Below are 18,859 nucleotides of genomic sequence, written 5' to 3'. Positions count from 1 at the left end.
GCCCTTCTTCCTACCAGAATCTTAGAATACCATGGACTGAAGCGCCCCCAGAACTCCTACACTGGCAAGTCCCATAATAATTCCTGCCAGAAGGACGCCTCCCATTACGGCCAAAATACTGGATTTAAAATCAATGTCAAGCAGGCTGGCTGCCAGAGTACCTGTCCAGGCACCGGTTCCCGGAAGGGGAATTCCCACGAATAACAAAAGCGCTATAAATAATCCCCGTCCGGCTTTCGCCTGCAGTTTTTCACCGCCGCGCTTCCCTTTTTCCAGGCACCAGGTGAAAAAGCCGCCAATCACCGGCTTGTCCGCTCCCCATTCGAGAACTTTTCTCGCAAAAAGATAAATGATCGGTACCGGAAGCATATTTCCGATAATCGCAACGATATAGGACTGCAAAAGCGGGAGTCCCATAACCGTGGAATACGGAATTGCTCCGCGAAGTTCTATGAGTGGAACCATGGAAACCAGGAACACAATCAAGTAATTTTGTAACATAGTCCATTCCTTTCGTATAAAAGTCTGCCTTTATACTATACACAAAGATTGACCGGCTATCAACTGTTTTATAAAAAGATTATAATTTCCACGGTCCTCCGGGGAAAAAGGTGTTAAGGGATGCGCCTCCATGCATATACCATATATTATAGAAATAAGGAGGCATCAGCCCATGCAAAACCAACAAGTTACTCCCGGAATGAATTTTAAGTACCTCATAAACAATCAGATTCCTCAGGCCATGGCCTGGGTAACCGGCGGAGCGGCCTTCCCTGAAATCAGCGGACTGGTAAAATTCTATCCGACAGCCTATGGCGGAGTCGTCATTGAAGCAGAATTTTTCAACCTTCCAAACATAAATGTTGTGGGATCCACCGACTTCTATGCGTTCCATATCCATGAAAACGGTGACTGCAGCCACAATTTTGCAAACACCGGGGAACACTACAACCCTGACCTCCGTCCCCATCCACACCATGCTGGCGACTTGCTCCCCCTGATGAGCAATCAGGGTTATGCCTGGATGGCCTTTTATGATAAAAGCTTTAAAATTGAAGATATTATGGGCAGATCCGTTGTTGTCCACCGCCGGGTAGACAATTTCACTACACAGCCCTCCGGAGGCTCCGGTGCTAAGATCGCCTGCGGCATCATCCGGCCTTTCGGCTAAAAACTTTTGGGTTAATCTTCTCTGAATAAAATATTAACATTTTTGAAATACTATTGTACTGACAAAACGAGTGTGATATAATCCTCCAAAGTTGATAAATATTATCCTAACCAACAGAACGGAGAAGGGTGACTCATATGAAAAATCTGTTTCACAGGTACAGACATGTCTGGATCCTCAGTTATGCCTTTATCTACATTCCATGGTTTATCTACCTGGAAAAAACGGTGACGAATCACTACCACATCATGCATGTTGCCATAGATGACTATATTCCTTTTAATGAATATTTTATTATTCCATATCTTTTATGGTTTGCCTATGTAACAGCTGCCATCGGGTATTTTTTCTTTGCCAATGTAAAAGACTATTATAAGCTGTGTACCATGCTGTTTACAGGCATGACCATCAGCCTGGTGATCTGTACCGTATTTCCCAATGGCACGGATTTCCGGCCCGTCATTGACCCGGATAAGAATATCTGCTCGGCGATTGTTGCTTTTCTTTATTCCACCGACACTTGTACCAATGTATTCCCGAGCATCCATGTTTATAACTCCATGTGTGTACACATTGCCGTCAGCCACAGCAAACGCTTAAAAAAATACAGGCTGCTGCAGACCGGCTCTTTCCTGCTAATGCTTTCCATCAGCCTGGCCACTGTTTTCTTAAAACAGCATTCAGCATTTGACGGCTTAGGTTCTCTGGTTATGGCCTATATTATGTACCAGTTTGTATATTCTGATACCTACGTGCCCAGCAGGAAAAAGGTTTCCGAAAAAGCCATCAGCTGATGACAGAATCCCCTGGCGTCCGGACAGACGCCAGGGGATTCTTAATCTTTTCCATGGAAATCTTAAATTCAGTTGAATCCGAAAAACTTCTGGGTCATCTTATAAATTGCGATCGGGAACTGGCGTCCGCCCTCGCCCGGAAGATTCACCCCCTGACCCATAAAGCCCCATCTGAGCCTTAGGTACAGCTTTAGATTCTGCCTGCGAAGATGCTGCCACAGCTCCTTTTTCTTCTCCATGTTTTCATCCGTTCCTGACTTGATTGCAAGAATGGATGAAATGGTCATCATGATCTCCAGATACCGGATCATATAACGGCGGAGCTTACGCTGTTTGATCTTTGTCACATCATAGTAGCCAAGCATTAATTTTGTCACCCTGATCTGCTGGTCAATGCGGCCGATCATAACCGCTTCGTTTACAGACTGGTCCTCTCTTCCGATAAAATACCGGTAAAAGTTCACATTTAAGTAGTACATGGTTTTCACGTGGGGCAATGGCTGGTAAACAAAAATATTATCCACATAAAAGGTGTGTTTGGGGAGTTCCAGCCCGCACTGCTTCAAAAGCTCTGTCCGGTAAATGACAGAGTGCATGAGGATATACTGTCCCAGCATGAATACCTTTACGTCATCCCAGTCAAACAGCTCCTTTTCCGGAAGGGCCATCCGGTAATTCATGACCTTTTTCCGTTTTACGCCCTGCTTTTCATAAACAAAATTGCTGACAAGCATATCCAGGGTCTTTTCTCCATATACAAACCGTCTCAGAGTGTCAAGGATCTCCCTGTAAGCAGACTCATCCACCCAGTCATCGCTATCCACCACCTTAAAATAAATTCCTTTGGCATTTCTTAAGCCTGTGTTAACTGCCTCCCCATGACCACCGTTTTCCTGATGGATGGCCCGGCAGATTCCCGGATAATTTCTTTCGTATTCATCCGCGATCTCCGCCGTACGGTCTTTTACAGATCCGTCATCCACAATGAGGATCTCAACCTCATCCCCTCCTGCCAGCAGAGTATCAATGCAATGCCTCATATAGGCTTCAGAATTATAACATGGTATTGCTACAGATAAGAGCTTCACACAATATCCTCCTTTAAGTTAATTTTCCAATAAATCCGGATTGCACAAACAGCGGACACCGCCGCAGAGGCGGCCGCCATGACAGCCATGACCGTCCTGTTTTCCGAATTGAACAAAGAGCCGGGAAACGCTGTATTTACCACACAAAGCGACAGTAAATTGGCTGATACATGAAACAGGTATGGAGCCAGTAAAGTCCTGCAGACCTCATATAGCCAGGCAACGGCCATTCCGATCAGAAAAGCGTAGACTCCCTGGGGAAGATTCCCATGAAAGAGCCCGAACAGCAGCGCAGATAAGAATGCAGACGGCAGAAAAGGCAGCCTGTCGCGGAGCGAAGCAAAAACCATCCCTCTGAAAATCAGCTCTTCTGCAATGGGGATCATAAGACCCGAAGCCAGAAGCTGAACAGGAAAAGGAGGCGAATACAGGAACTTCGCCGCCTCCTCATAGGATGCGGACATTTCAGCCAGCCCAAACGCTTTAACAATAACATTTCCAAACACACAAAGAGCTGCGCCAAATACCAGAATATAAGCCAGACAGCCATGAAGCTTTAAGCTTACCGCCGGAGTGACACCACGGTCTTCCTGATCCCTGAAGTAAAAATAATAAAGAACCGGAGAAACGAGTAATGCAGACATGGCAGTGGCTTCCAGGGCACCTAAGTTCAAACACAGAAACAGGATTGTTGTTATTGTGGTATAAAAAAACATCGGAAGAATCAGATGCAAAATTATTGATATCATAAACACGGGGTCCTTTCATTTTCTGTTTCTTCTTAAACATTATACCACCTGATTTTAGGATATCCACCAAATTTTTTTAAATTCTTTCTAAATAATATTTACAATCTTTCCGATATTTTGCAAGTCCTGAAAAGCAGTTGCTTTTTTTATTGCCTGATAATATAATATCTTTATACTTTTTGAATAAACTACATCGAACTGAGAGGGAACTGATATGGCAAAAAAACGTATTGTTATGGCTTTGGGGCATAATGCTTTGGGAACGAATCTTCCGGAACAGAAAAAAGCAGCTGCCGGGACAGCCAAAGTAATCGCAGATTTTATTGAAGCCGGCTGGCAGGTGGCTGTCACACACAGCAATGCACCGCAGGCCGGCATGATCCATACAGCTATGAATGAATTCGGAAAACTGCATGACGGCTATACTTCTGCTCCCATGTCCGTATGTTCTGCCATGAGCCAGGGTTATATTGGTTATGATCTGCAAAACGGCATCCGCGCAGAGCTGGTAAAGCGCGGCATTTATAAATCTGTGGCCACCATCCTGACCCAGATGATGGTAAACCCTTATGACGAGGCTTTCTACACTCCCATAAAGCCCATCGGGCGCTTTATGTCAGCGGAAGAGGCAAAAGAGGAGGAGGAAAAGGGGAACTATGTGGAAGAAGTGCCTGGCATGGGCTTTCGCAGAGTCGTGGCTTCTCCAAAGCCTGTATCCATAGTGGAAATCGATATCATTAAGGCAGTTATGGATGCAGACCAGATCGTTATCGCCTGCGGCGGAGGCGGCATTCCGGTCATGGAACAGGGATACCACTTAAAGGGTGCCGGCGCAGTCATCGAAAAGGACCGGGCCGCCGGGCTTCTGGCAAAGGAAATCGACGCCGACGTGCTCATGATCCTTACCAGTGTTGACAATGTTACATTAAACTACGGGTCACCGGATGAGCGCCCCATCAGCCATATGAATCTGGAAGAAGCGGGTACCTATATTCAGGAAGGCCAGTTTGAATTCGCTTCCATGCTTCCAAAAATTGAAGCATCCGTGGATTTTCTCCGGCAGGGCAAGGGCAGAAAAGCCATCATCACCTCTCTGGAAAAGGCAGAAGCAAGCCTGGAAGGAAAAGCAGGTACGGTTATTGAAGAATCATGAACCAATCCGTTTTTCCGGAATAAGAATATATGAAAAGGGTTCTTCAGGGCTGCGGCATAAACACGATGCCGCCCCCTGGGAAGCCCTTTTCTTTTTTAACAATCTATCTCCGGTAACATTTTTGAATAAGGACAGACAGAAGTTTCATATATTAAACCAAATGTAATTATATGGAGCTTAAATATGAAATTTTTGCAAAAATTGAAAATTTCAGAAAAAATCAGAAAGCTTTCGGTTGCTCCCGAAACAGGAAAACAGGCAGCTATGGTATTCCTGCTCTTTCTCTGTGCTTTTCTGGCCGGCCATCTCGGTGCCATGCTGGTAGAATATCACAAAGCAGTGGAAACTGCGGCGGATGGAAACTGGGGGTTAAGCTTTCAGCAGGAAGGACAGCCGCCGGTTGCCAATGCAACCATGGACTATTTAAAACAGTTTAATGCCTATTACGCGGAAAAAACCCCGGATAAAGTTCTTTATCTGACCTTTGATGCCGGATACGAAAATGGGAATACGGCAGCAATCCTGGATGCATTAAAAAAACACAATGCTCCGGCAACCTTTTTTGTCGTTGGAAATTACATAGAAACGGCTCCGGAACTGGTCAAGCGAATGGTTGATGAAGGCCATACCGTAGGCAATCACACCTATCACCATCCGGATATGTCTAAGATTTCTTCAAAGGAAGCATTTGAGAAAGAGCTGGGAGACCTGGAAACTCTTTTTGAAAAGACCACCGGACAGCCCATGAAAAAATACTACCGCCCGCCGCAGGGAAAATACAGCGAGACCAATTTACAGATGGCAAAAGACATGGGGTACAAAACCTTTTTCTGGAGCCTTGCCTATGTTGACTGGTATCAGGATAAGCAGCCTTCAAAAGAAGAAGCCTTCAAAAAACTGCTTGGAAGGATCCATCCCGGGGCCATTGTACTCTTACACAGCACCTCCAGCACCAATGCCCAGATTCTCGATGAACTGCTGACCAAATGGGAAGAGATGGGATACCAGTTTAAAACCCTGGATCAGCTGGTCAGCCAATAGGGCTGCCGAATCGCACGCTTTGCCTGCCCGGCAGGGTTACGTCTATTATAAAACGGCCATTTTACCAGCATAAATAAAATGACCGTTTTTATTATGATTCTGTCTGCATGATGGCATATGGCTATATGGAATAGTTGGGCTCCAGGGAAATAATCCTTGATAAAAATTGTCTGGTTCTCTCTTCTTTCGGATTTGAAAAAATCTCTTCCGGTTTTCCCTCTTCCACAACAACACCGCCATCCATAAAGATCACTTTATCCGCCACATCCTGGGCAAAGGACATTTCATGCGTCACCACGATCATCGTGATTCCTTTCCCTGCCACCTTCTTTATGATATCAAGGGTTTCCCCTACCAGTTCCGGGTCCAGTGCAGAAGTCGGTTCATCAAATAAGATCACTTCCGGATTTAAGACAAAGGCTCTGGCAATGCCGATCCGCTGCTGCTGCCCGCCGGAAAGCTGGGAAGGATAAAAATGATATTTATCCGATAACCCCACCCAGTCGAGCGCTTCCTTCGCACTTTTTCCCGCTTCCTCTTTGGGAATATGCCTTGCCGTAACAAGCCCTTCCATAACATTTTCCAATGCCGTTTTGTTAGCAAAAAGATTATAATTCTGAAAAACAAATGCTGTTTTTCTTCTGATCTGCAGGATCTGCTTTTTGGTCGCCCTTTTTAGGTCCACATGGGTATCCCCGATGGTAAGCTGGCCGCTGTCAGCGTTCTCCAGGAAATTAATGCACCGGAGCAATGTTGTTTTTCCTGATCCGCTGGGCCCAAGGATGACAACCACCTGGCCGTCCTCCACCTCCACGGAAACATCCTTAAGAACCTGCAGCTTTCCAAATGCCTTTTTTACATGTTTCACCTCAATCATATCGATTCCTCCTGAATTTACCGGTATGCTGCTTCAGAACGTTTGCCAGATATTCGATCACAACTGTAAATCCCCAGTATAGGATTGCAGCCGCCACGTACCCTTCGAAAAATGAATAAGTCCTGGAGCTTGGAATAGTCGCTCCTGCCACAATTTCAACGATACCGATCGCCATGACTACGGATGATGCCTTGATCAGGCCGACCACATTATTGATCAGCATGGGGATCGCCACCGGAACCATCTGCGGAATAATGATTCTCCTTATGGTCTGGATTTTCGTAAGCCCTACCGAATACCCGGCTTCATCCTGCCCTTTGTCAATGGACAGCAGCGCTCCCCGGATGGCCTCTGATATGGAACATACCGAGGCAAGGCTGAGTGCAAAAATTCCCACCCAGATATTATCCACATCCGCGACATTCTTCCGTATATGTAATAAATCTGCCAGATCATTGAATTTGAGCATGAAAATCAAGTTGTATATCATCAAAGCCACCACAATGGGGACGCCCTGATATATGGTAACAAAAATCCCAAGAAGCTTATGGAGAACAGGCACTTTGTAGACCCGGGCCAGTGCGGCCCCCGTTCCCAAGACCAGACCTATGGCCAATGGAATAAATACGAGCCTCAGGGTATTTGGAAAATACTTAATTCCGTAGATGAAGCTTTCATAAAAATGAGCTGCGTTGAAATTCATTCTTCTTCCTCTTTTCCGGCCGCTATCCGTTCTCTTCCATACTCCAGTTTTATATTCAGGTAATAAAAAAGAAGCCGGATCGTCAAACTGATAACGATATAAACGATTACCACAAACACATAGGCTTCCAATACATGTTTTGTAGCTGAACCGATGGATTTGGCTCTCCCCATGATATCGGTAACTCCGATGAGAAATACAAGAGAGGAATTCTGAAATAGTCCGACCAGATCAGAGCCAAAGGGCGGCAGGGCAGTTCTTACCATCTGGGGCAAAATGATTCTTCGAAAGGTCTGAAACCCGGTAAGTCCCACGCTTAAGCCCGCCTCTGTCTGCCCATAGGGGATCGATGTGACCGCACTGTAGAATATGGCCGAAAGAAATGCTCCCTGATTGAGAATAAAGGTGATATAAGCAAAAGTCACCGTACTCCAGCCACGGTTTATATTGGTGCCGAAAACAGGATCAATCAGGGCCGGTATGCCGTAATAAATGAGCATCAACTGTACCAGCATCGGTGTACCTCTCATAAATGAGACATACACCTTAAAAAACGGATACAGTACCGGAATTTTTTTGATCTGTACCAGAACGATCAAAATGGCAAGAAGCACTCCGAATCCGGTAGCATAAACCACAATCGAAAAGGTCACTGATAAATATGGAAGAATTTTAGGGATATTTTCAAAAAACCGCTCCCAGCCAAACAGTTTATCCATACCAATTACTCACTTTCCGTATAATCTCCGCCGATTATATCCGTGGATATCTGTGCAAGCTTTCCGCTTTCTTTTAATTGTTTTACCGCTCCGTCCACTGCCTCCTGCAATTCGGTATTTCCTTTTGCAAAGACAAAAAACGTGGAAGAAGACTGGACCGGTTCTCCCGTCACCTTTATGACTTCCCCGCCGTCTCCGTAGTTTTTATTCAGTTTTTCCGTATCCCGCTTTGTCAGGATGGTTGCATCCCAGACTCCGTTTAAGATTCCGGTAATGGTTTCTTCATCGGTCGAATTGTTCACATAATCAATATTGATGGGGTTATCCGGATGTTCCTTATTGTAATTTTCCAGGATATAAACGGAATTTGATCCGGCGGAGCTCTTTACTTTCCGCCCCTGTAAGTCATTAAGAGACTGAATATCCGTCCGGCCGCTTGCTACGGCGAGATAGGTCACATAGGTGGTATACGGTTCTTTTCCAAACAGATACTTTTCCCCTCTCTCCTCGTTCCATTCATACTGGTGCGCTGCAATATCAATCTTACCTGCATCGAGGGAAATCAGTACATTGGCAAAATCAGAGGTATGATATTCAAATTCATACTGGGGAAGCAGTTCATCCACTGCTTTTAAAACCTCGTATTCATACCCGGCAAGATTTCCTTTTTCATCCAGGAAGCAATAGGGCTCATAGGCGTTACCGGTTCCTACTACCACTTTTGTAACGCCGCTGTCTGCTGCCGCTGTCTTTTTTCCGCATCCGGACAGCATTGCTGCTCCCAGTGCTGCCAGAACTGCTGCCAAAGCTAACTTTTTTGCCGATTTTTTCATAATTTTCTCCCAGCCTTTCATTTCAACGTTTCATTTGAGATTCTTCTAAGTGTCTGGTGGTGATCCACCCGGTGGAAATACAATGTGATTTTCTGCAATGCATCTTCCATTTCCCCTTCCACATCAAAGGCACTGATCGCTTTTTTCTCAAGCTGTTTTTGAATGTGGAAACCGATTTTTTTACAGATCACGCACCGGCAGTCTGCTATGGCCTCCACATTGGGATGATTTCCCTTTAAACCGCCGCAGCCGCTTCCTGCACACCCGTCCTTACATGCGGAAGGCTCTTTTACTTCTTCCGGGGTTTTTCTTATTTCTAAAAAAACATACTTCCCGCTCTCCGCCACTTCATAGACCAGAAATTCATGGGCCGCTCCAAAATTCCCATCAATGTTTATCCGGTCAGAAGATGCAACTGCAATTTTATATGACATGATACTCCCTTCCTTAAAACGGATCTGTTAATTAAATCTTGTTTTGGCGACCGAATAGATATCTTCGATCAGTTTAAGGCCTCCGTCATATCCTGCATAATAGCTGTTCATGACCAGCCTTTCATTCACCGGCCAGGATACATTAAGGAAATGGGCATCGGTCTGCTTTGCCGCCTCTTTTTCCCAATAGCCTCCGAGGATCAGCGGGTATCCGTGATAATCATGGGCTCTGATCTCATTGTGGATCTTATAGCCATCGGTCTCAAAGCTCACCTCTGCTTCTATCCCAAAATTCAGTTCTTTAAAACAGGACCGGACCGCATCCCGGAATTCTCTCGGCGTATCATCCACCACAAACTGCTTTGCGGGAAACAAGCCCAGATCATTGACCAGAAACTTGGTAATGCCGAGGGCATACTGGGCATCGGACACTACCGTAAACTGCTTTGACATGACTCTGGTCTCCAGGAACAGATCCGCATAGCGCTCGATATAATAGTAGTAATAGGCTTCCTTCTCAGCAATGAGCTTTTCAATTTTCTCCTTTGGTACTCCGGCAAATCCGCCCACTTCCCGAAGGAATTTACTGGTTTCAAAGGCACCGATGGGAAGGGTCGGATAGTGAAGATAAGGGATCCCAAGCTTCTGCTCCATTTTCTTCATATTGTTAAGCCCGACCCAGGGGGATACCAGAAGATTGAATTCGGCTGTCGGTATCCTCTTTACGTTACTTAATCCTCTTTTATATCCGAATATGGTGTTTGGCGTAAGCCCCAGCTCTGTGACCAGCTTTTCAAGCTCCCTTAAATTCCCGAGCCAGAATTCATCCTGATAAGGCACNCTGTCTGCCCATAGGGGATCGATGTGACCGCACTGTAGAATATGGCCGAAAGAAATGCTCCCTGATTGAGAATAAAGGTGATATAAGCAAAAGTCACCGTACTCCAGCCACGGTTTATATTGGTGCCGAAAACAGGATCAATCAGGGCCGGTATGCCGTAATAAATGAGCATCAACTGTACCAGCATCGGTGTACCTCTCATAAATGAGACATACACCTTAAAAAACGGATACAGTACCGGAATTTTTTTGATCTGTACCAGAACGATCAAAATGGCAAGAAGCACTCCGAATCCGGTAGCATAAACCACAATCGAAAAGGTCACTGATAAATATGGAAGAATTTTAGGGATATTTTCAAAAAACCGCTCCCAGCCAAACAGTTTATCCATACCAATTACTCACTTTCCGTATAATCTCCGCCGATTATATCCGTGGATATCTGTGCAAGCTTTCCGCTTTCTTTTAATTGTTTTACCGCTCCGTCCACTGCCTCCTGCAATTCGGTATTTCCTTTTGCAAAGACAAAAAACGTGGAAGAAGACTGGACCGGTTCTCCCGTCACCTTTATGACTTCCCCGCCGTCTCCGTAGTTTTTATTCAGTTTTTCCGTATCCCGCTTTGTCAGGATGGTTGCATCCCAGACTCCGTTTAAGATTCCGGTAATGGTTTCTTCATCGGTCGAATTGTTCACATAATCAATATTGATGGGGTTATCCGGATGTTCCTTATTGTAATTTTCCAGGATATAAACGGAATTTGATCCGGCGGAGCTCTTTACTTTCCGCCCCTGTAAGTCATTAAGAGACTGAATATCCGTCCGGCCGCTTGCTACGGCGAGATAGGTCACATAGGTGGTATACGGTTCTTTTCCAAACAGATACTTTTCCCCTCTCTCCTCGTTCCATTCATACTGGTGCGCTGCAATATCAATCTTACCTGCATCGAGGGAAATCAGTACATTGGCAAAATCAGAGGTATGATATTCAAATTCATACTGGGGAAGCAGTTCATCCACTGCTTTTAAAACCTCGTATTCATACCCGGCAAGATTTCCTTTTTCATCCAGGAAGCAATAGGGCTCATAGGCGTTACCGGTTCCTACTACCACTTTTGTAACGCCGCTGTCTGCTGCCGCTGTCTTTTTTCCGCATCCGGACAGCATTGCTGCTCCCAGTGCTGCCAGAACTGCTGCCAAAGCTAACTTTTTTGCCGATTTTTTCATAATTTTCTCCCAGCCTTTCATTTCAACGTTTCATTTGAGATTCTTCTAAGTGTCTGGTGGTGATCCACCCGGTGGAAATACAATGTGATTTTCTGCAATGCATCTTCCATTTCCCCTTCCACATCAAAGGCACTGATCGCTTTTTTCTCAAGCTGTTTTTGAATGTGGAAACCGATTTTTTTACAGATCACGCACCGGCAGTCTGCTATGGCCTCCACATTGGGATGATTTCCCTTTAAACCGCCGCAGCCGCTTCCTGCACACCCGTCCTTACATGCGGAAGGCTCTTTTACTTCTTCCGGGGTTTTTCTTATTTCTAAAAAAACATACTTCCCGCTCTCCGCCACTTCATAGACCAGAAATTCATGGGCCGCTCCAAAATTCCCATCAATGTTTATCCGGTCAGAAGATGCAACTGCAATTTTATATGACATGATACTCCCTTCCTTAAAACGGATCTGTTAATTAAATCTTGTTTTGGCGACCGAATAGATATCTTCGATCAGTTTAAGGCCTCCGTCATATCCTGCATAATAGCTGTTCATGACCAGCCTTTCATTCACCGGCCAGGATACATTAAGGAAATGGGCATCGGTCTGCTTTGCCGCCTCTTTTTCCCAATAGCCTCCGAGGATCAGCGGGTATCCGTGATAATCATGGGCTCTGATCTCATTGTGGATCTTATAGCCATCGGTCTCAAAGCTCACCTCTGCTTCTATCCCAAAATTCAGTTCTTTAAAACAGGACCGGACCGCATCCCGGAATTCTCTCGGCGTATCATCCACCACAAACTGCTTTGCGGGAAACAAGCCCAGATCATTGACCAGAAACTTGGTAATGCCGAGGGCATACTGGGCATCGGACACTACCGTAAACTGCTTTGACATGACTCTGGTCTCCAGGAACAGATCCGCATAGCGCTCGATATAATAGTAGTAATAGGCTTCCTTCTCAGCAATGAGCTTTTCAATTTTCTCCTTTGGTACTCCGGCAAATCCGCCCACTTCCCGAAGGAATTTACTGGTTTCAAAGGCACCGATGGGAAGGGTCGGATAGTGAAGATAAGGGATCCCAAGCTTCTGCTCCATTTTCTTCATATTGTTAAGCCCGACCCAGGGGGATACCAGAAGATTGAATTCGGCTGTCGGTATCCTCTTTACGTTACTTAATCCTCTTTTATATCCGAATATGGTGTTTGGCGTAAGCCCCAGCTCTGTGACCAGCTTTTCAAGCTCCCTTAAATTCCCGAGCCAGAATTCATCCTGATAAGGCACATCAGCCCATATATTGACCAGATTTTTCACCCGGATATCTGATTTCTCCAAAAGCTGGTCAATGATCGCATCCACCACCTGCTCGTGGCCTTTGTAGTTATTGCCCTTAAAGCCTGCGGTTGATGCATAGATCACCGGTTTTTTTGCATCCCGGAACCCCTCTACCACTTCCCCGGTATTGTCGCCCACAATCTCCGGGATGCAGCCGGTCAAAACCACATATAAATCGGCGTCAATGACTTCCAGGGAATGTTTGATGGTAGACTCAAGCTTCTGTGCTCCGCCGAAAACAACATCCTTTTCATTGATGCTGGTACACGGATAGATGTTGGGAGAAAAATAGCCGGAGCTTCCGGAGGAATTAGACAGTTTCTGGGCACATCCCGGCCCGGAATGGAGTACGGGGATGGCCCGTTCGATTGCCTGAACGGTCTGCATGGCACTCATTGCACATTTATATCTTTGTTTATCTAATATTTTCGCCATCAGATGATTGCCTCCTCTAAGAAGCTTCCCACATCCTGTTTATACCACCAGTCTGTATACGGAAGTTTCACCCTTTTTGCCAGATTCTGCCCAAAGCTTCTGTTTCTTATGGTATCTAAAACCGTATGAGCGAATTCCAGGGTGTGCCTGTAACCGAATATCATATATTCATCAGCCACAAATACCGCAGGCGTTCCCTGCTTGATGGCCCATACCGTGGAGCCCGGATGCCTGGAAAGATATAAGTCCGGCCGGTACTTGTTTAAGATATTCATTACCTCAAAATTCTGCTGGTCTGATACACTGGTTTCAAAATTAATGCCGTTATCAAGAAGATAGCTCATGGCAGGCGGCACGTCGCCGTTTTCATATTTCTTATCATAATGCCAGGCAAGAGCCCAAACCACTTCGATCCCCAATTCATTTAATACCCTGGTCACTTCAAAGGTGTATCCGGGCCCCATACCCAGAACCGCCTTAAGTCCCTTTAGCTCCTTTTTGACCTCTTCGATCCGGGGGATATAGATCTTTCTTTGTTCTTCTATGTAATTCTCTACCTGGGGCAGTTTTCCTGCCACCCTTCCGATCTCACGGAGCCAGGTCTCAAATCCGGTGATCCCCAGCGGATTGATGGTCCGGATATAAGGCACGCCGTATTGCTCCTCCAGGCCGTTTCCAAGATAATTTCCCAGGGTCCCGCAGATACACGTTGTGGCAACGGATTCCGACAGGCGTTCCAGTTCTTCTACGGTGGCGTTGGCATATAAAAAAATCGGATCCAGATCAAAATTTTTAAATATTTCAATGATCTCACCTCTGGCGCTTTCATAGAAGTTTTTAAAATTGATGGTGTTCCTCTTCTGCTTCGGCGGCTTTACAATTCCGCTTAAAACCGCGTGGTCGGATATATCAAATCCGGTTGCCCAGATGCGGGATTTAAAGCCCTCGCAGTGTACGGCAATGACAGGCACCGGGATCTGGTCTTTTACTTCATCCACAACGCTGTCTATATCCTCGCCGATGATCCCTGTTGCACAGGAGCTGCTGACAAATATGGCCTTTGGCTGATACCTCCGGTTGACTTCAAGAATGATATCTGCCAGCGCATCCGCAGAGCCGAAAATGGTATCATTCTCATTCATGTCCGTGCCAATATAAACGGAATGATTTTCTACCCCTCTTTTTGCCGCGACCTGATTGGTAACAATGTACTGAGAGCTTGCAGTCGCTGAGCATCCGGAAGGACCGTGATGAATGACCGCCACATCCCGGATCCCGCCAAGCTGGCTGAGAGCACATCCCGAAAGGCAGGAACTCGACTGGGAAAAACAGCGTCCGCAGCCTTTTAGAGTTCCGCACCTGCTCTGTAATGCAAGATCATGCAAATCTCCAACGTATCCCGTAATGGAACCTAACCGGTTCTCTCTGGTCGCCAGATTCGAACTTGATAAATGAATCGCCATGTTTAACCTCCTTGTTCCGGCATTCCCATGCCTTAAATCTTATAATCGTCTTTGATGTTCATAAGTCCGAATTCCAAAAGGATCTCCTCCAGCCGTTCCTGGTCCATTGGGGTGGGAATGGTAAAATCCGTATTTTCGATCACGGCCCGGGCAAGATTACGGTATTCCCCCGCCTGATTGGAATCCGGTTTATATTCGATGACTGTTTTGCGGTTGATCTCCGCATGCTGCACAATGTTATCTCTCGGAACGAAATAGAGAAGCTTGGTATTAAGTTCTTTTGAAAACGCACGAAGCAGATCCAGCTCCCTGTCTACATTTCTGCTGTTGCAGATAATTCCGCCAAGCCTTACTCCGCCGGCCTTTGCATACCGTTTGATCCCTTTTGCAATGTTGTTTGCCGCATACAGTGCCATCATCTCTCCACTTGCCACAATGTAGATCTCTTTGGCCTTTCCTTCCCGGATCGGCATGGCAAATCCCCCGCAGACTACGTCTCCCAATACGTCATAAAATACATAATCCAGATCATCGGTATAAGCGCCCAGGTTTTCAAGCAGTCCGATGGAAGTGATAATTCCTCTGCCCGCGCAGCCAACTCCCGGCTCAGGTCCCCCTGATTCCACACACCGGGTTCCTTTATATCCTTCCTTCATGATGCGTTCCAGCTTTACGCCGTCGCCCTCTTCCCTCAAGGTATCAAGAACCGTCTTTTGAGCCAGGCCGCCCAGAAGCAGCCTGGTCGAATCCGCTTTTGGATCACACCCCACAACCATGACCTTTTTTCCCAGCTCCACCAACCCTGCTGTCAGGTTCTGGGTGGTGGTGGATTTTCCGATTCCTCCTTTCCCATAAATGGCAATCTGTCTGATCTGTCCCATTGCTAAAATCCTCTCTTTCTGATTCTCATTATAAATTATCGTATAAGTCTTCTATCAAAGTCAGGCTTCCTCTGTATCCGGCATAGGTTCTGTTAAAAATCAGCCGGTCTTTGATCGGAAATGCCGCAACGATGCACTGTACCTCTTTTAAGGAGCTGATTTCCTCTTCATTGCTGCTGCCTATGATAAGGGTAACATCTTCCTCTTCCAAAAGAGCTTTATTTATTTCATACTGGTCTGCGTTAAATACCACCCTGGGCGGCCTTGCATATTCCAGATCGGTAAGCTCCCCTAAGATCCTGTCTTTGTCTTCCTGGCGGAAGACCAGCTCCGATATTATCACAAGCACAGGAGTAAAGCTGTAATCATTTGCAAGATACCGGGTGATCCCCACGGCGCTTGACGCATCCGCAACCACGGCAAACTTCTTCCAGCTTAATGTGCCGATGGCCTGTGCCAGATAGTGATATACATAATCCTCCTCTTCTTCTATATCCAGCTTCAACGCCCCGGCTGCCTCAAGAATAAACCGTTTTGTATCACTGGCACCGATGGGAAGACCGGGATAACGAATGGAGGGAACCCCGAACTTTTCTAAAAACTTCCCGGCAGGTCCTTTGAATATCCATGGATGAATGATAATGTTTAAGGCGGCACCGGAGGATTTCCGGATGGTTTCGATGCCCTGATGTTCCGTAAAAAAGGTATTCACCTTTAAACCAAGCTTTTTTAATAACCTTGCGATTTCTTCCAGATTACCGCTCCAAAACGGGTCGTGGTAGGGAATGATCCCAAATACATTCACAAGCCGTTCGTCTTTTGGAACCCCTTCTTCCACCACCTGGTCGATCATGGTGTTCCAGACCACCTCATACCCGAGATTGCTGTCTCCGGCAAATCCAGGTGTATCAATGGGGTAGACCGGATGCCCTTTTTCTTTGAATTCCTCCGTGATGCTTCCTATGTCATCTCCAATGATTCCTGCCGTACATCCTGTAAGGACAAAGTATGCGTCCGCATCAATGATATCGATAGCCCCCTGAATGGTTGATTGAAGCTTTTTCGTTCCGCCGAATACCACTTCCCGTTCCAGCATGTTACTGGAAGGAATGGAAACACTGCTTACAAAGCTGGAATTTTTATTGCCTGACTGTCCCTGGTCGGATGCGGTCGACTGCATACAGCAGCCAGGACCTCCGTGATAGATCGGGCATACCCGCTCAATGGCCCCCAGCACGGAATTAATGCCGGCAAGAACACAGCCTCCTCTTGGATTTTCAATTACTTCCGACATCTCATTCACCTCCGGTTATATATTTAAATGCATCTTCTTCGTACCAGCTGTCCCTGTAAGGCAGTCTGATATGCTGCGACAGCTTCACATTAAAACCGGGATTCTCAAGCTGGTCGACAATTTTATTCCCGAGAAACAAAAGTCCGTCATATCCCATGGTAGGCCGTTTCATATCCAGCACATGGGTAGTCGGTATCCCCAGCTTTGCCGCCCATTCCGGAACTCCGATGAATACGTCCGGTTTCAGCTTTTTCACCAGATTCACCTGTTCAAAGGGCTGCATGTTTGCAATGTCAATGACATAATTTGGGTGGATCGTATTGAGATGCTCGATATCCGCTTGCGCGTCTTCATCATAGGTCGGTGTCTCAAGCCCTGCCAGCTCCATTCCGAAATCATCGATCAGCGCAGCGGCTGCAAAGGAACGGCCGGTTCCGCCGCAGATAAATACCCGTTTCCCCTTCAGCCGGTTCTTAATGGATCCGACCAGAGGAAGGATCCTTTCATGCTCTCTCCGAATGATTTCTTCCGCTTCTTTTTCTTTTCCCGCAATCTCCGCGATTCCCCGGAACCATATATCCGTATTGCGCACCCCGATGGGCATAACCGTATGGGAATAGGGAATGTCATAATCCTCATACAGCGTTTTCATGAATTCATCTGCGAACACTTTACAGATTGAAGTCGAGGCCTGGGCTGCCGGGATCTGCTTTATTTTTTCCAGCGAACTGTAAAAAGGAATATAGTTTACGGAAAGTCCCAGCAGGGACAGCATCCGCTCCATTTCTTTCTGGTCGGCATAGCTTATGGAAACCGGTGCAAATAAGTTAACCAGGCCTTCTTTCTTTTCAAGCTTCTGCTTTTTCAATATGTATTTGTTGATTGAAATAAAAGCCGCATCAAAACCGGAAGCACAGATTTTCGATTTGAAGCCTTCGCAGTGGACCGGAATAATGAGTGCATCCATATTTTCCTGCAGATCCTTTACAATGGCGTCAATGTCGTCTCCGATGATACCGGAGGCACAGGAGGCAAATACAAAGATGAGCTTGGGTTGGTACCTTGATACCGCATCTTCAACGGCTTTTCTAAGCTTATTTTCCCCTCCGAAGATCACATTGTTCTGATCCAGGTTTGACACGATGATTCTCGGATTCTTAATGTGCTTCACCCCCCGGTGCGCCTGCCCTACCCGGTACTGGTCTGCTGCCAGAGAGGTACAGCCCACACAGCCCTGAGGGGAATGGGCAATGAATACAGAATCCTCCAGGGACATTAAGGCTGCCATACTGTTGATCTGCTGGCACTGCAGTCCTTGTGCAAAGCTCCGGTCCGCCTTCTTTAAACAGCCTTTCTTAAAATCCGCCTCTGCCCGGCTGCCGGTGGAACCCAGATCATTATAGCGGTTTGGCCGGCTTTCCCTGATTCCTGAATATGTTTCGCTCATGGTCATGTATCCTTTCTATGTTTCATTCAATAAATTCCGGACCTCTACGTAAGAAAGAAGTCTCCGAATGGAATCCTCAATATACCCCGGCAATTCGAACGCCTCTGTGTGATCCCGCTCCAAGGCGGCCCGCGCGCCATATCCGATCCGGCTGACTAAGACATAATCACAATCTCTAAGCATGGCTGCCAGCGCTTTTAACTGTGCGTCATCATGCTCCTGTCCGCTGCACACAGGGGCTGTTTTGCGGCTTTCCTCATATATGAAGGTCATATCCCCGCTGTCAGCGTTGACAATATAAAAAACCCCGGCTCTGCCGAAATGCTGATTGACTACTTTTCCGTCTGATGATGCAATTGCAATTTTATAAATCATGCCGTTTTACAT

Annotated in this window: 22 protein-coding genes; 4 read left to right on the top strand and 18 right to left on the bottom strand. The window is 46.3% G+C overall.

Annotated features, from left to right (window positions below):
• Positions 1-21 precede the first annotated feature (21 nt).
• The gene (locus BQ9856_RS07290; RefSeq protein WP_077610439.1) at positions 22-501 is read right to left on the bottom strand and encodes a COG2426 family protein; all 480 of its coding nucleotides are present in this window, start codon (positions 499-501) and stop codon (positions 22-24) included.
• 172 nt (positions 502-673) lie between these two features.
• Between BQ9856_RS07290 and BQ9856_RS07285 the strand changes: the two genes are divergently transcribed.
• On the top strand, positions 674-1,171 hold the full coding sequence (locus BQ9856_RS07285) for a superoxide dismutase family protein (protein WP_077610438.1): 498 nt from the start codon (positions 674-676) through the stop codon (positions 1,169-1,171).
• Between the two features lie 137 nt (positions 1,172-1,308).
• Complete coding sequence (locus BQ9856_RS07280; protein ID WP_077610437.1) at positions 1,309-1,965, top strand: phosphatase PAP2 family protein; 657 nt, start codon at positions 1,309-1,311, stop codon at positions 1,963-1,965.
• Between the two features lie 68 nt (positions 1,966-2,033).
• On the opposite strand, the gene BQ9856_RS07275 is transcribed toward BQ9856_RS07280, so the two are convergent.
• Both BQ9856_RS07275 and BQ9856_RS07270 read right to left on the bottom strand, forming a co-directional pair.
• Positions 2,034-3,053 carry a glycosyltransferase family 2 protein gene (locus BQ9856_RS07275; RefSeq protein ID WP_077610436.1) on the bottom strand — a complete coding sequence of 340 codons (1,020 nt, stop codon included), beginning with the start codon at positions 3,051-3,053 and terminating at the stop codon, positions 2,034-2,036.
• On the bottom strand, positions 3,050-3,802 hold the full coding sequence (locus tag BQ9856_RS07270; protein ID WP_077610435.1) for a CPBP family intramembrane glutamic endopeptidase: 753 nt from the start codon (positions 3,800-3,802) through the stop codon (positions 3,050-3,052). The genes BQ9856_RS07275 and BQ9856_RS07270 overlap by 4 nt, the downstream gene beginning before the upstream one ends.
• Before the next feature lie 214 nt (positions 3,803-4,016).
• On the opposite strand from BQ9856_RS07270, the gene arcC reads away from it, so the two are divergent.
• Positions 4,017-4,955 carry a carbamate kinase gene (gene arcC, locus BQ9856_RS07265; protein WP_077610434.1) on the top strand — a complete coding sequence of 313 codons (939 nt, stop codon included), beginning with the start codon at positions 4,017-4,019 and terminating at the stop codon, positions 4,953-4,955.
• A gap of 264 nt (positions 4,956-5,219) precedes the next feature.
• Positions 5,220-5,996: a delta-lactam-biosynthetic de-N-acetylase gene (gene pdaA, locus BQ9856_RS07255; RefSeq protein WP_139348770.1), complete on the top strand. Its 777-nt coding sequence runs from the start codon at positions 5,220-5,222 to the stop codon at positions 5,994-5,996.
• Between the two features lie 121 nt (positions 5,997-6,117).
• Here the strand turns inward: pdaA and BQ9856_RS07250 are convergent, their stop codons facing one another.
• The 15 genes from BQ9856_RS07250 to BQ9856_RS07180 all read right to left on the bottom strand — a co-directional run bounded on the left by BQ9856_RS07250 (position 6,118) and on the right by BQ9856_RS07180 (position 18,847).
• Positions 6,118-6,873, bottom strand: a complete 756-nt coding sequence (locus BQ9856_RS07250) for an amino acid ABC transporter ATP-binding protein (RefSeq protein WP_077610431.1) — start codon at positions 6,871-6,873, stop codon at positions 6,118-6,120.
• Positions 6,866-7,576, bottom strand: coding sequence for an amino acid ABC transporter permease (locus BQ9856_RS07245; protein ID WP_077610430.1), 711 nt, complete (start codon positions 7,574-7,576; stop codon positions 6,866-6,868). The genes BQ9856_RS07250 and BQ9856_RS07245 overlap by 8 nt, the downstream gene beginning before the upstream one ends.
• Positions 7,573-8,295 (bottom strand): amino acid ABC transporter permease, encoded by a 723-nt coding sequence (locus BQ9856_RS07240; protein ID WP_077610429.1) that lies wholly within the window; start codon positions 8,293-8,295, stop codon positions 7,573-7,575. The genes BQ9856_RS07245 and BQ9856_RS07240 overlap by 4 nt, the downstream gene beginning before the upstream one ends.
• 5 nt (positions 8,296-8,300) lie before the next feature.
• Positions 8,301-9,128, bottom strand: a complete 828-nt coding sequence (locus BQ9856_RS07235; protein ID WP_200801272.1) for a transporter substrate-binding domain-containing protein — start codon at positions 9,126-9,128, stop codon at positions 8,301-8,303.
• 17 nt (positions 9,129-9,145) lie between these two features.
• Positions 9,146-9,562, bottom strand: a complete 417-nt coding sequence (locus BQ9856_RS07230; protein WP_077610426.1) for a NifB/NifX family molybdenum-iron cluster-binding protein — start codon at positions 9,560-9,562, stop codon at positions 9,146-9,148.
• Positions 9,563-9,589: 27 nt separating this feature from the next.
• Positions 9,590-10,402, bottom strand: a complete 813-nt coding sequence (locus BQ9856_RS07225; RefSeq protein ID WP_235839171.1) for a nitrogenase component 1 — start codon at positions 10,400-10,402, stop codon at positions 9,590-9,592.
• The gene (locus BQ9856_RS25160; RefSeq protein ID WP_077613287.1) at positions 10,366-10,794 is read right to left on the bottom strand and encodes an ABC transporter permease subunit; all 429 of its coding nucleotides are present in this window, start codon (positions 10,792-10,794) and stop codon (positions 10,366-10,368) included. The genes BQ9856_RS07225 and BQ9856_RS25160 overlap by 37 nt, the downstream gene beginning before the upstream one ends.
• 5 nt (positions 10,795-10,799) lie before the next feature.
• Entirely contained in the window at positions 10,800-11,627 is an 828-nt protein-coding gene (locus tag BQ9856_RS07215) for a transporter substrate-binding domain-containing protein (RefSeq protein ID WP_200801272.1), read from the bottom strand.
• Between the two features lie 17 nt (positions 11,628-11,644).
• Complete coding sequence (locus tag BQ9856_RS07210) at positions 11,645-12,061, bottom strand: NifB/NifX family molybdenum-iron cluster-binding protein (protein ID WP_077610426.1); 417 nt, start codon at positions 12,059-12,061, stop codon at positions 11,645-11,647.
• A 27-nt stretch (positions 12,062-12,088) separates the two neighbouring features.
• Positions 12,089-13,387, bottom strand: a complete 1,299-nt coding sequence (locus BQ9856_RS07205; RefSeq protein WP_077610425.1) for a nitrogenase component 1 — start codon at positions 13,385-13,387, stop codon at positions 12,089-12,091.
• On the bottom strand, positions 13,387-14,850 hold the full coding sequence (locus tag BQ9856_RS07200) for a nitrogenase component 1 (protein WP_077610424.1): 1,464 nt from the start codon (positions 14,848-14,850) through the stop codon (positions 13,387-13,389). The genes BQ9856_RS07205 and BQ9856_RS07200 overlap by 1 nt, the downstream gene beginning before the upstream one ends.
• A gap of 32 nt (positions 14,851-14,882) precedes the next feature.
• Positions 14,883-15,731: a nitrogenase iron protein gene (gene nifH / locus BQ9856_RS07195; protein WP_077610423.1), complete on the bottom strand. Its 849-nt coding sequence runs from the start codon at positions 15,729-15,731 to the stop codon at positions 14,883-14,885.
• 28 nt (positions 15,732-15,759) lie between these two features.
• The gene (locus tag BQ9856_RS07190; protein ID WP_077610422.1) at positions 15,760-17,025 is read right to left on the bottom strand and encodes a nitrogenase component 1; all 1,266 of its coding nucleotides are present in this window, start codon (positions 17,023-17,025) and stop codon (positions 15,760-15,762) included.
• A 1-nt stretch (position 17,026) separates the two neighbouring features.
• Entirely contained in the window at positions 17,027-18,472 is a 1,446-nt protein-coding gene (locus tag BQ9856_RS07185; RefSeq protein WP_077610421.1) for a nitrogenase component 1, read from the bottom strand.
• Positions 18,473-18,487: 15 nt separating this feature from the next.
• On the bottom strand, positions 18,488-18,847 hold the full coding sequence (locus BQ9856_RS07180) for a NifB/NifX family molybdenum-iron cluster-binding protein (protein WP_077610420.1): 360 nt from the start codon (positions 18,845-18,847) through the stop codon (positions 18,488-18,490).
• Between the last annotated feature and the right edge of the window lie 12 nt (positions 18,848-18,859).

This window comes from Clostridium sp. Marseille-P2415 (assembly GCF_900155545.1).
Classification (GTDB): Bacteria; Bacillota; Clostridia; order Lachnospirales; family Lachnospiraceae; genus Lacrimispora.
Note: the sequence above shows the minus strand (reverse complement) of the source record. Positions and strands in the feature narration are given on the sequence as shown.

Excerpts from the sequence above, each read along its gene's own strand:
- BQ9856_RS07250 (WP_077610431.1), bottom strand. The coding sequence starts at position 6,873 with ATGATTGAGGTGAAACATGTAAAAAAGGCATTTGGAAAGCTGCAGGTT.
- pdaA (WP_139348770.1), top strand. The coding sequence starts at position 5,220 with ATGGTATTCCTGCTCTTTCTCTGTGCTTTTCTGGCCGGCCATCTCGGT.
- BQ9856_RS07215 (WP_200801272.1), bottom strand. The coding sequence starts at position 11,627 with ATGAAAAAATCGGCAAAAAAGTTAGCTTTGGCAGCAGTTCTGGCAGCA.
- BQ9856_RS07290 (WP_077610439.1), bottom strand. The coding sequence starts at position 501 with ATGTTACAAAATTACTTGATTGTGTTCCTGGTTTCCATGGTTCCACTC.
- BQ9856_RS07200 (WP_077610424.1), bottom strand. The coding sequence starts at position 14,850 with ATGGCGATTCATTTATCAAGTTCGAATCTGGCGACCAGAGAGAACCGG.
- BQ9856_RS07190 (WP_077610422.1), bottom strand. The coding sequence starts at position 17,025 with ATGTCGGAAGTAATTGAAAATCCAAGAGGAGGCTGTGTTCTTGCCGGC.
- BQ9856_RS07185 (WP_077610421.1), bottom strand. The coding sequence starts at position 18,472 with ATGAGCGAAACATATTCAGGAATCAGGGAAAGCCGGCCAAACCGCTAT.
- BQ9856_RS07280 (WP_077610437.1), top strand. The coding sequence starts at position 1,309 with ATGAAAAATCTGTTTCACAGGTACAGACATGTCTGGATCCTCAGTTAT.
- BQ9856_RS07270 (WP_077610435.1), bottom strand. The coding sequence starts at position 3,802 with ATGATATCAATAATTTTGCATCTGATTCTTCCGATGTTTTTTTATACC.
- BQ9856_RS07205 (WP_077610425.1), bottom strand. The coding sequence starts at position 13,387 with ATGGCGAAAATATTAGATAAACAAAGATATAAATGTGCAATGAGTGCC.
- arcC (WP_077610434.1), top strand. The coding sequence starts at position 4,017 with ATGGCAAAAAAACGTATTGTTATGGCTTTGGGGCATAATGCTTTGGGA.
- nifH (WP_077610423.1), bottom strand. The coding sequence starts at position 15,731 with ATGGGACAGATCAGACAGATTGCCATTTATGGGAAAGGAGGAATCGGA.
- BQ9856_RS07240 (WP_077610429.1), bottom strand. The coding sequence starts at position 8,295 with ATGGATAAACTGTTTGGCTGGGAGCGGTTTTTTGAAAATATCCCTAAA.
- BQ9856_RS07210 (WP_077610426.1), bottom strand. The coding sequence starts at position 12,061 with ATGTCATATAAAATTGCAGTTGCATCTTCTGACCGGATAAACATTGAT.
- BQ9856_RS07285 (WP_077610438.1), top strand. The coding sequence starts at position 674 with ATGCAAAACCAACAAGTTACTCCCGGAATGAATTTTAAGTACCTCATA.
- BQ9856_RS07230 (WP_077610426.1), bottom strand. The coding sequence starts at position 9,562 with ATGTCATATAAAATTGCAGTTGCATCTTCTGACCGGATAAACATTGAT.
- BQ9856_RS07235 (WP_200801272.1), bottom strand. The coding sequence starts at position 9,128 with ATGAAAAAATCGGCAAAAAAGTTAGCTTTGGCAGCAGTTCTGGCAGCA.
- BQ9856_RS07180 (WP_077610420.1), bottom strand. The coding sequence starts at position 18,847 with ATGATTTATAAAATTGCAATTGCATCATCAGACGGAAAAGTAGTCAAT.
- BQ9856_RS07245 (WP_077610430.1), bottom strand. The coding sequence starts at position 7,576 with ATGAATTTCAACGCAGCTCATTTTTATGAAAGCTTCATCTACGGAATT.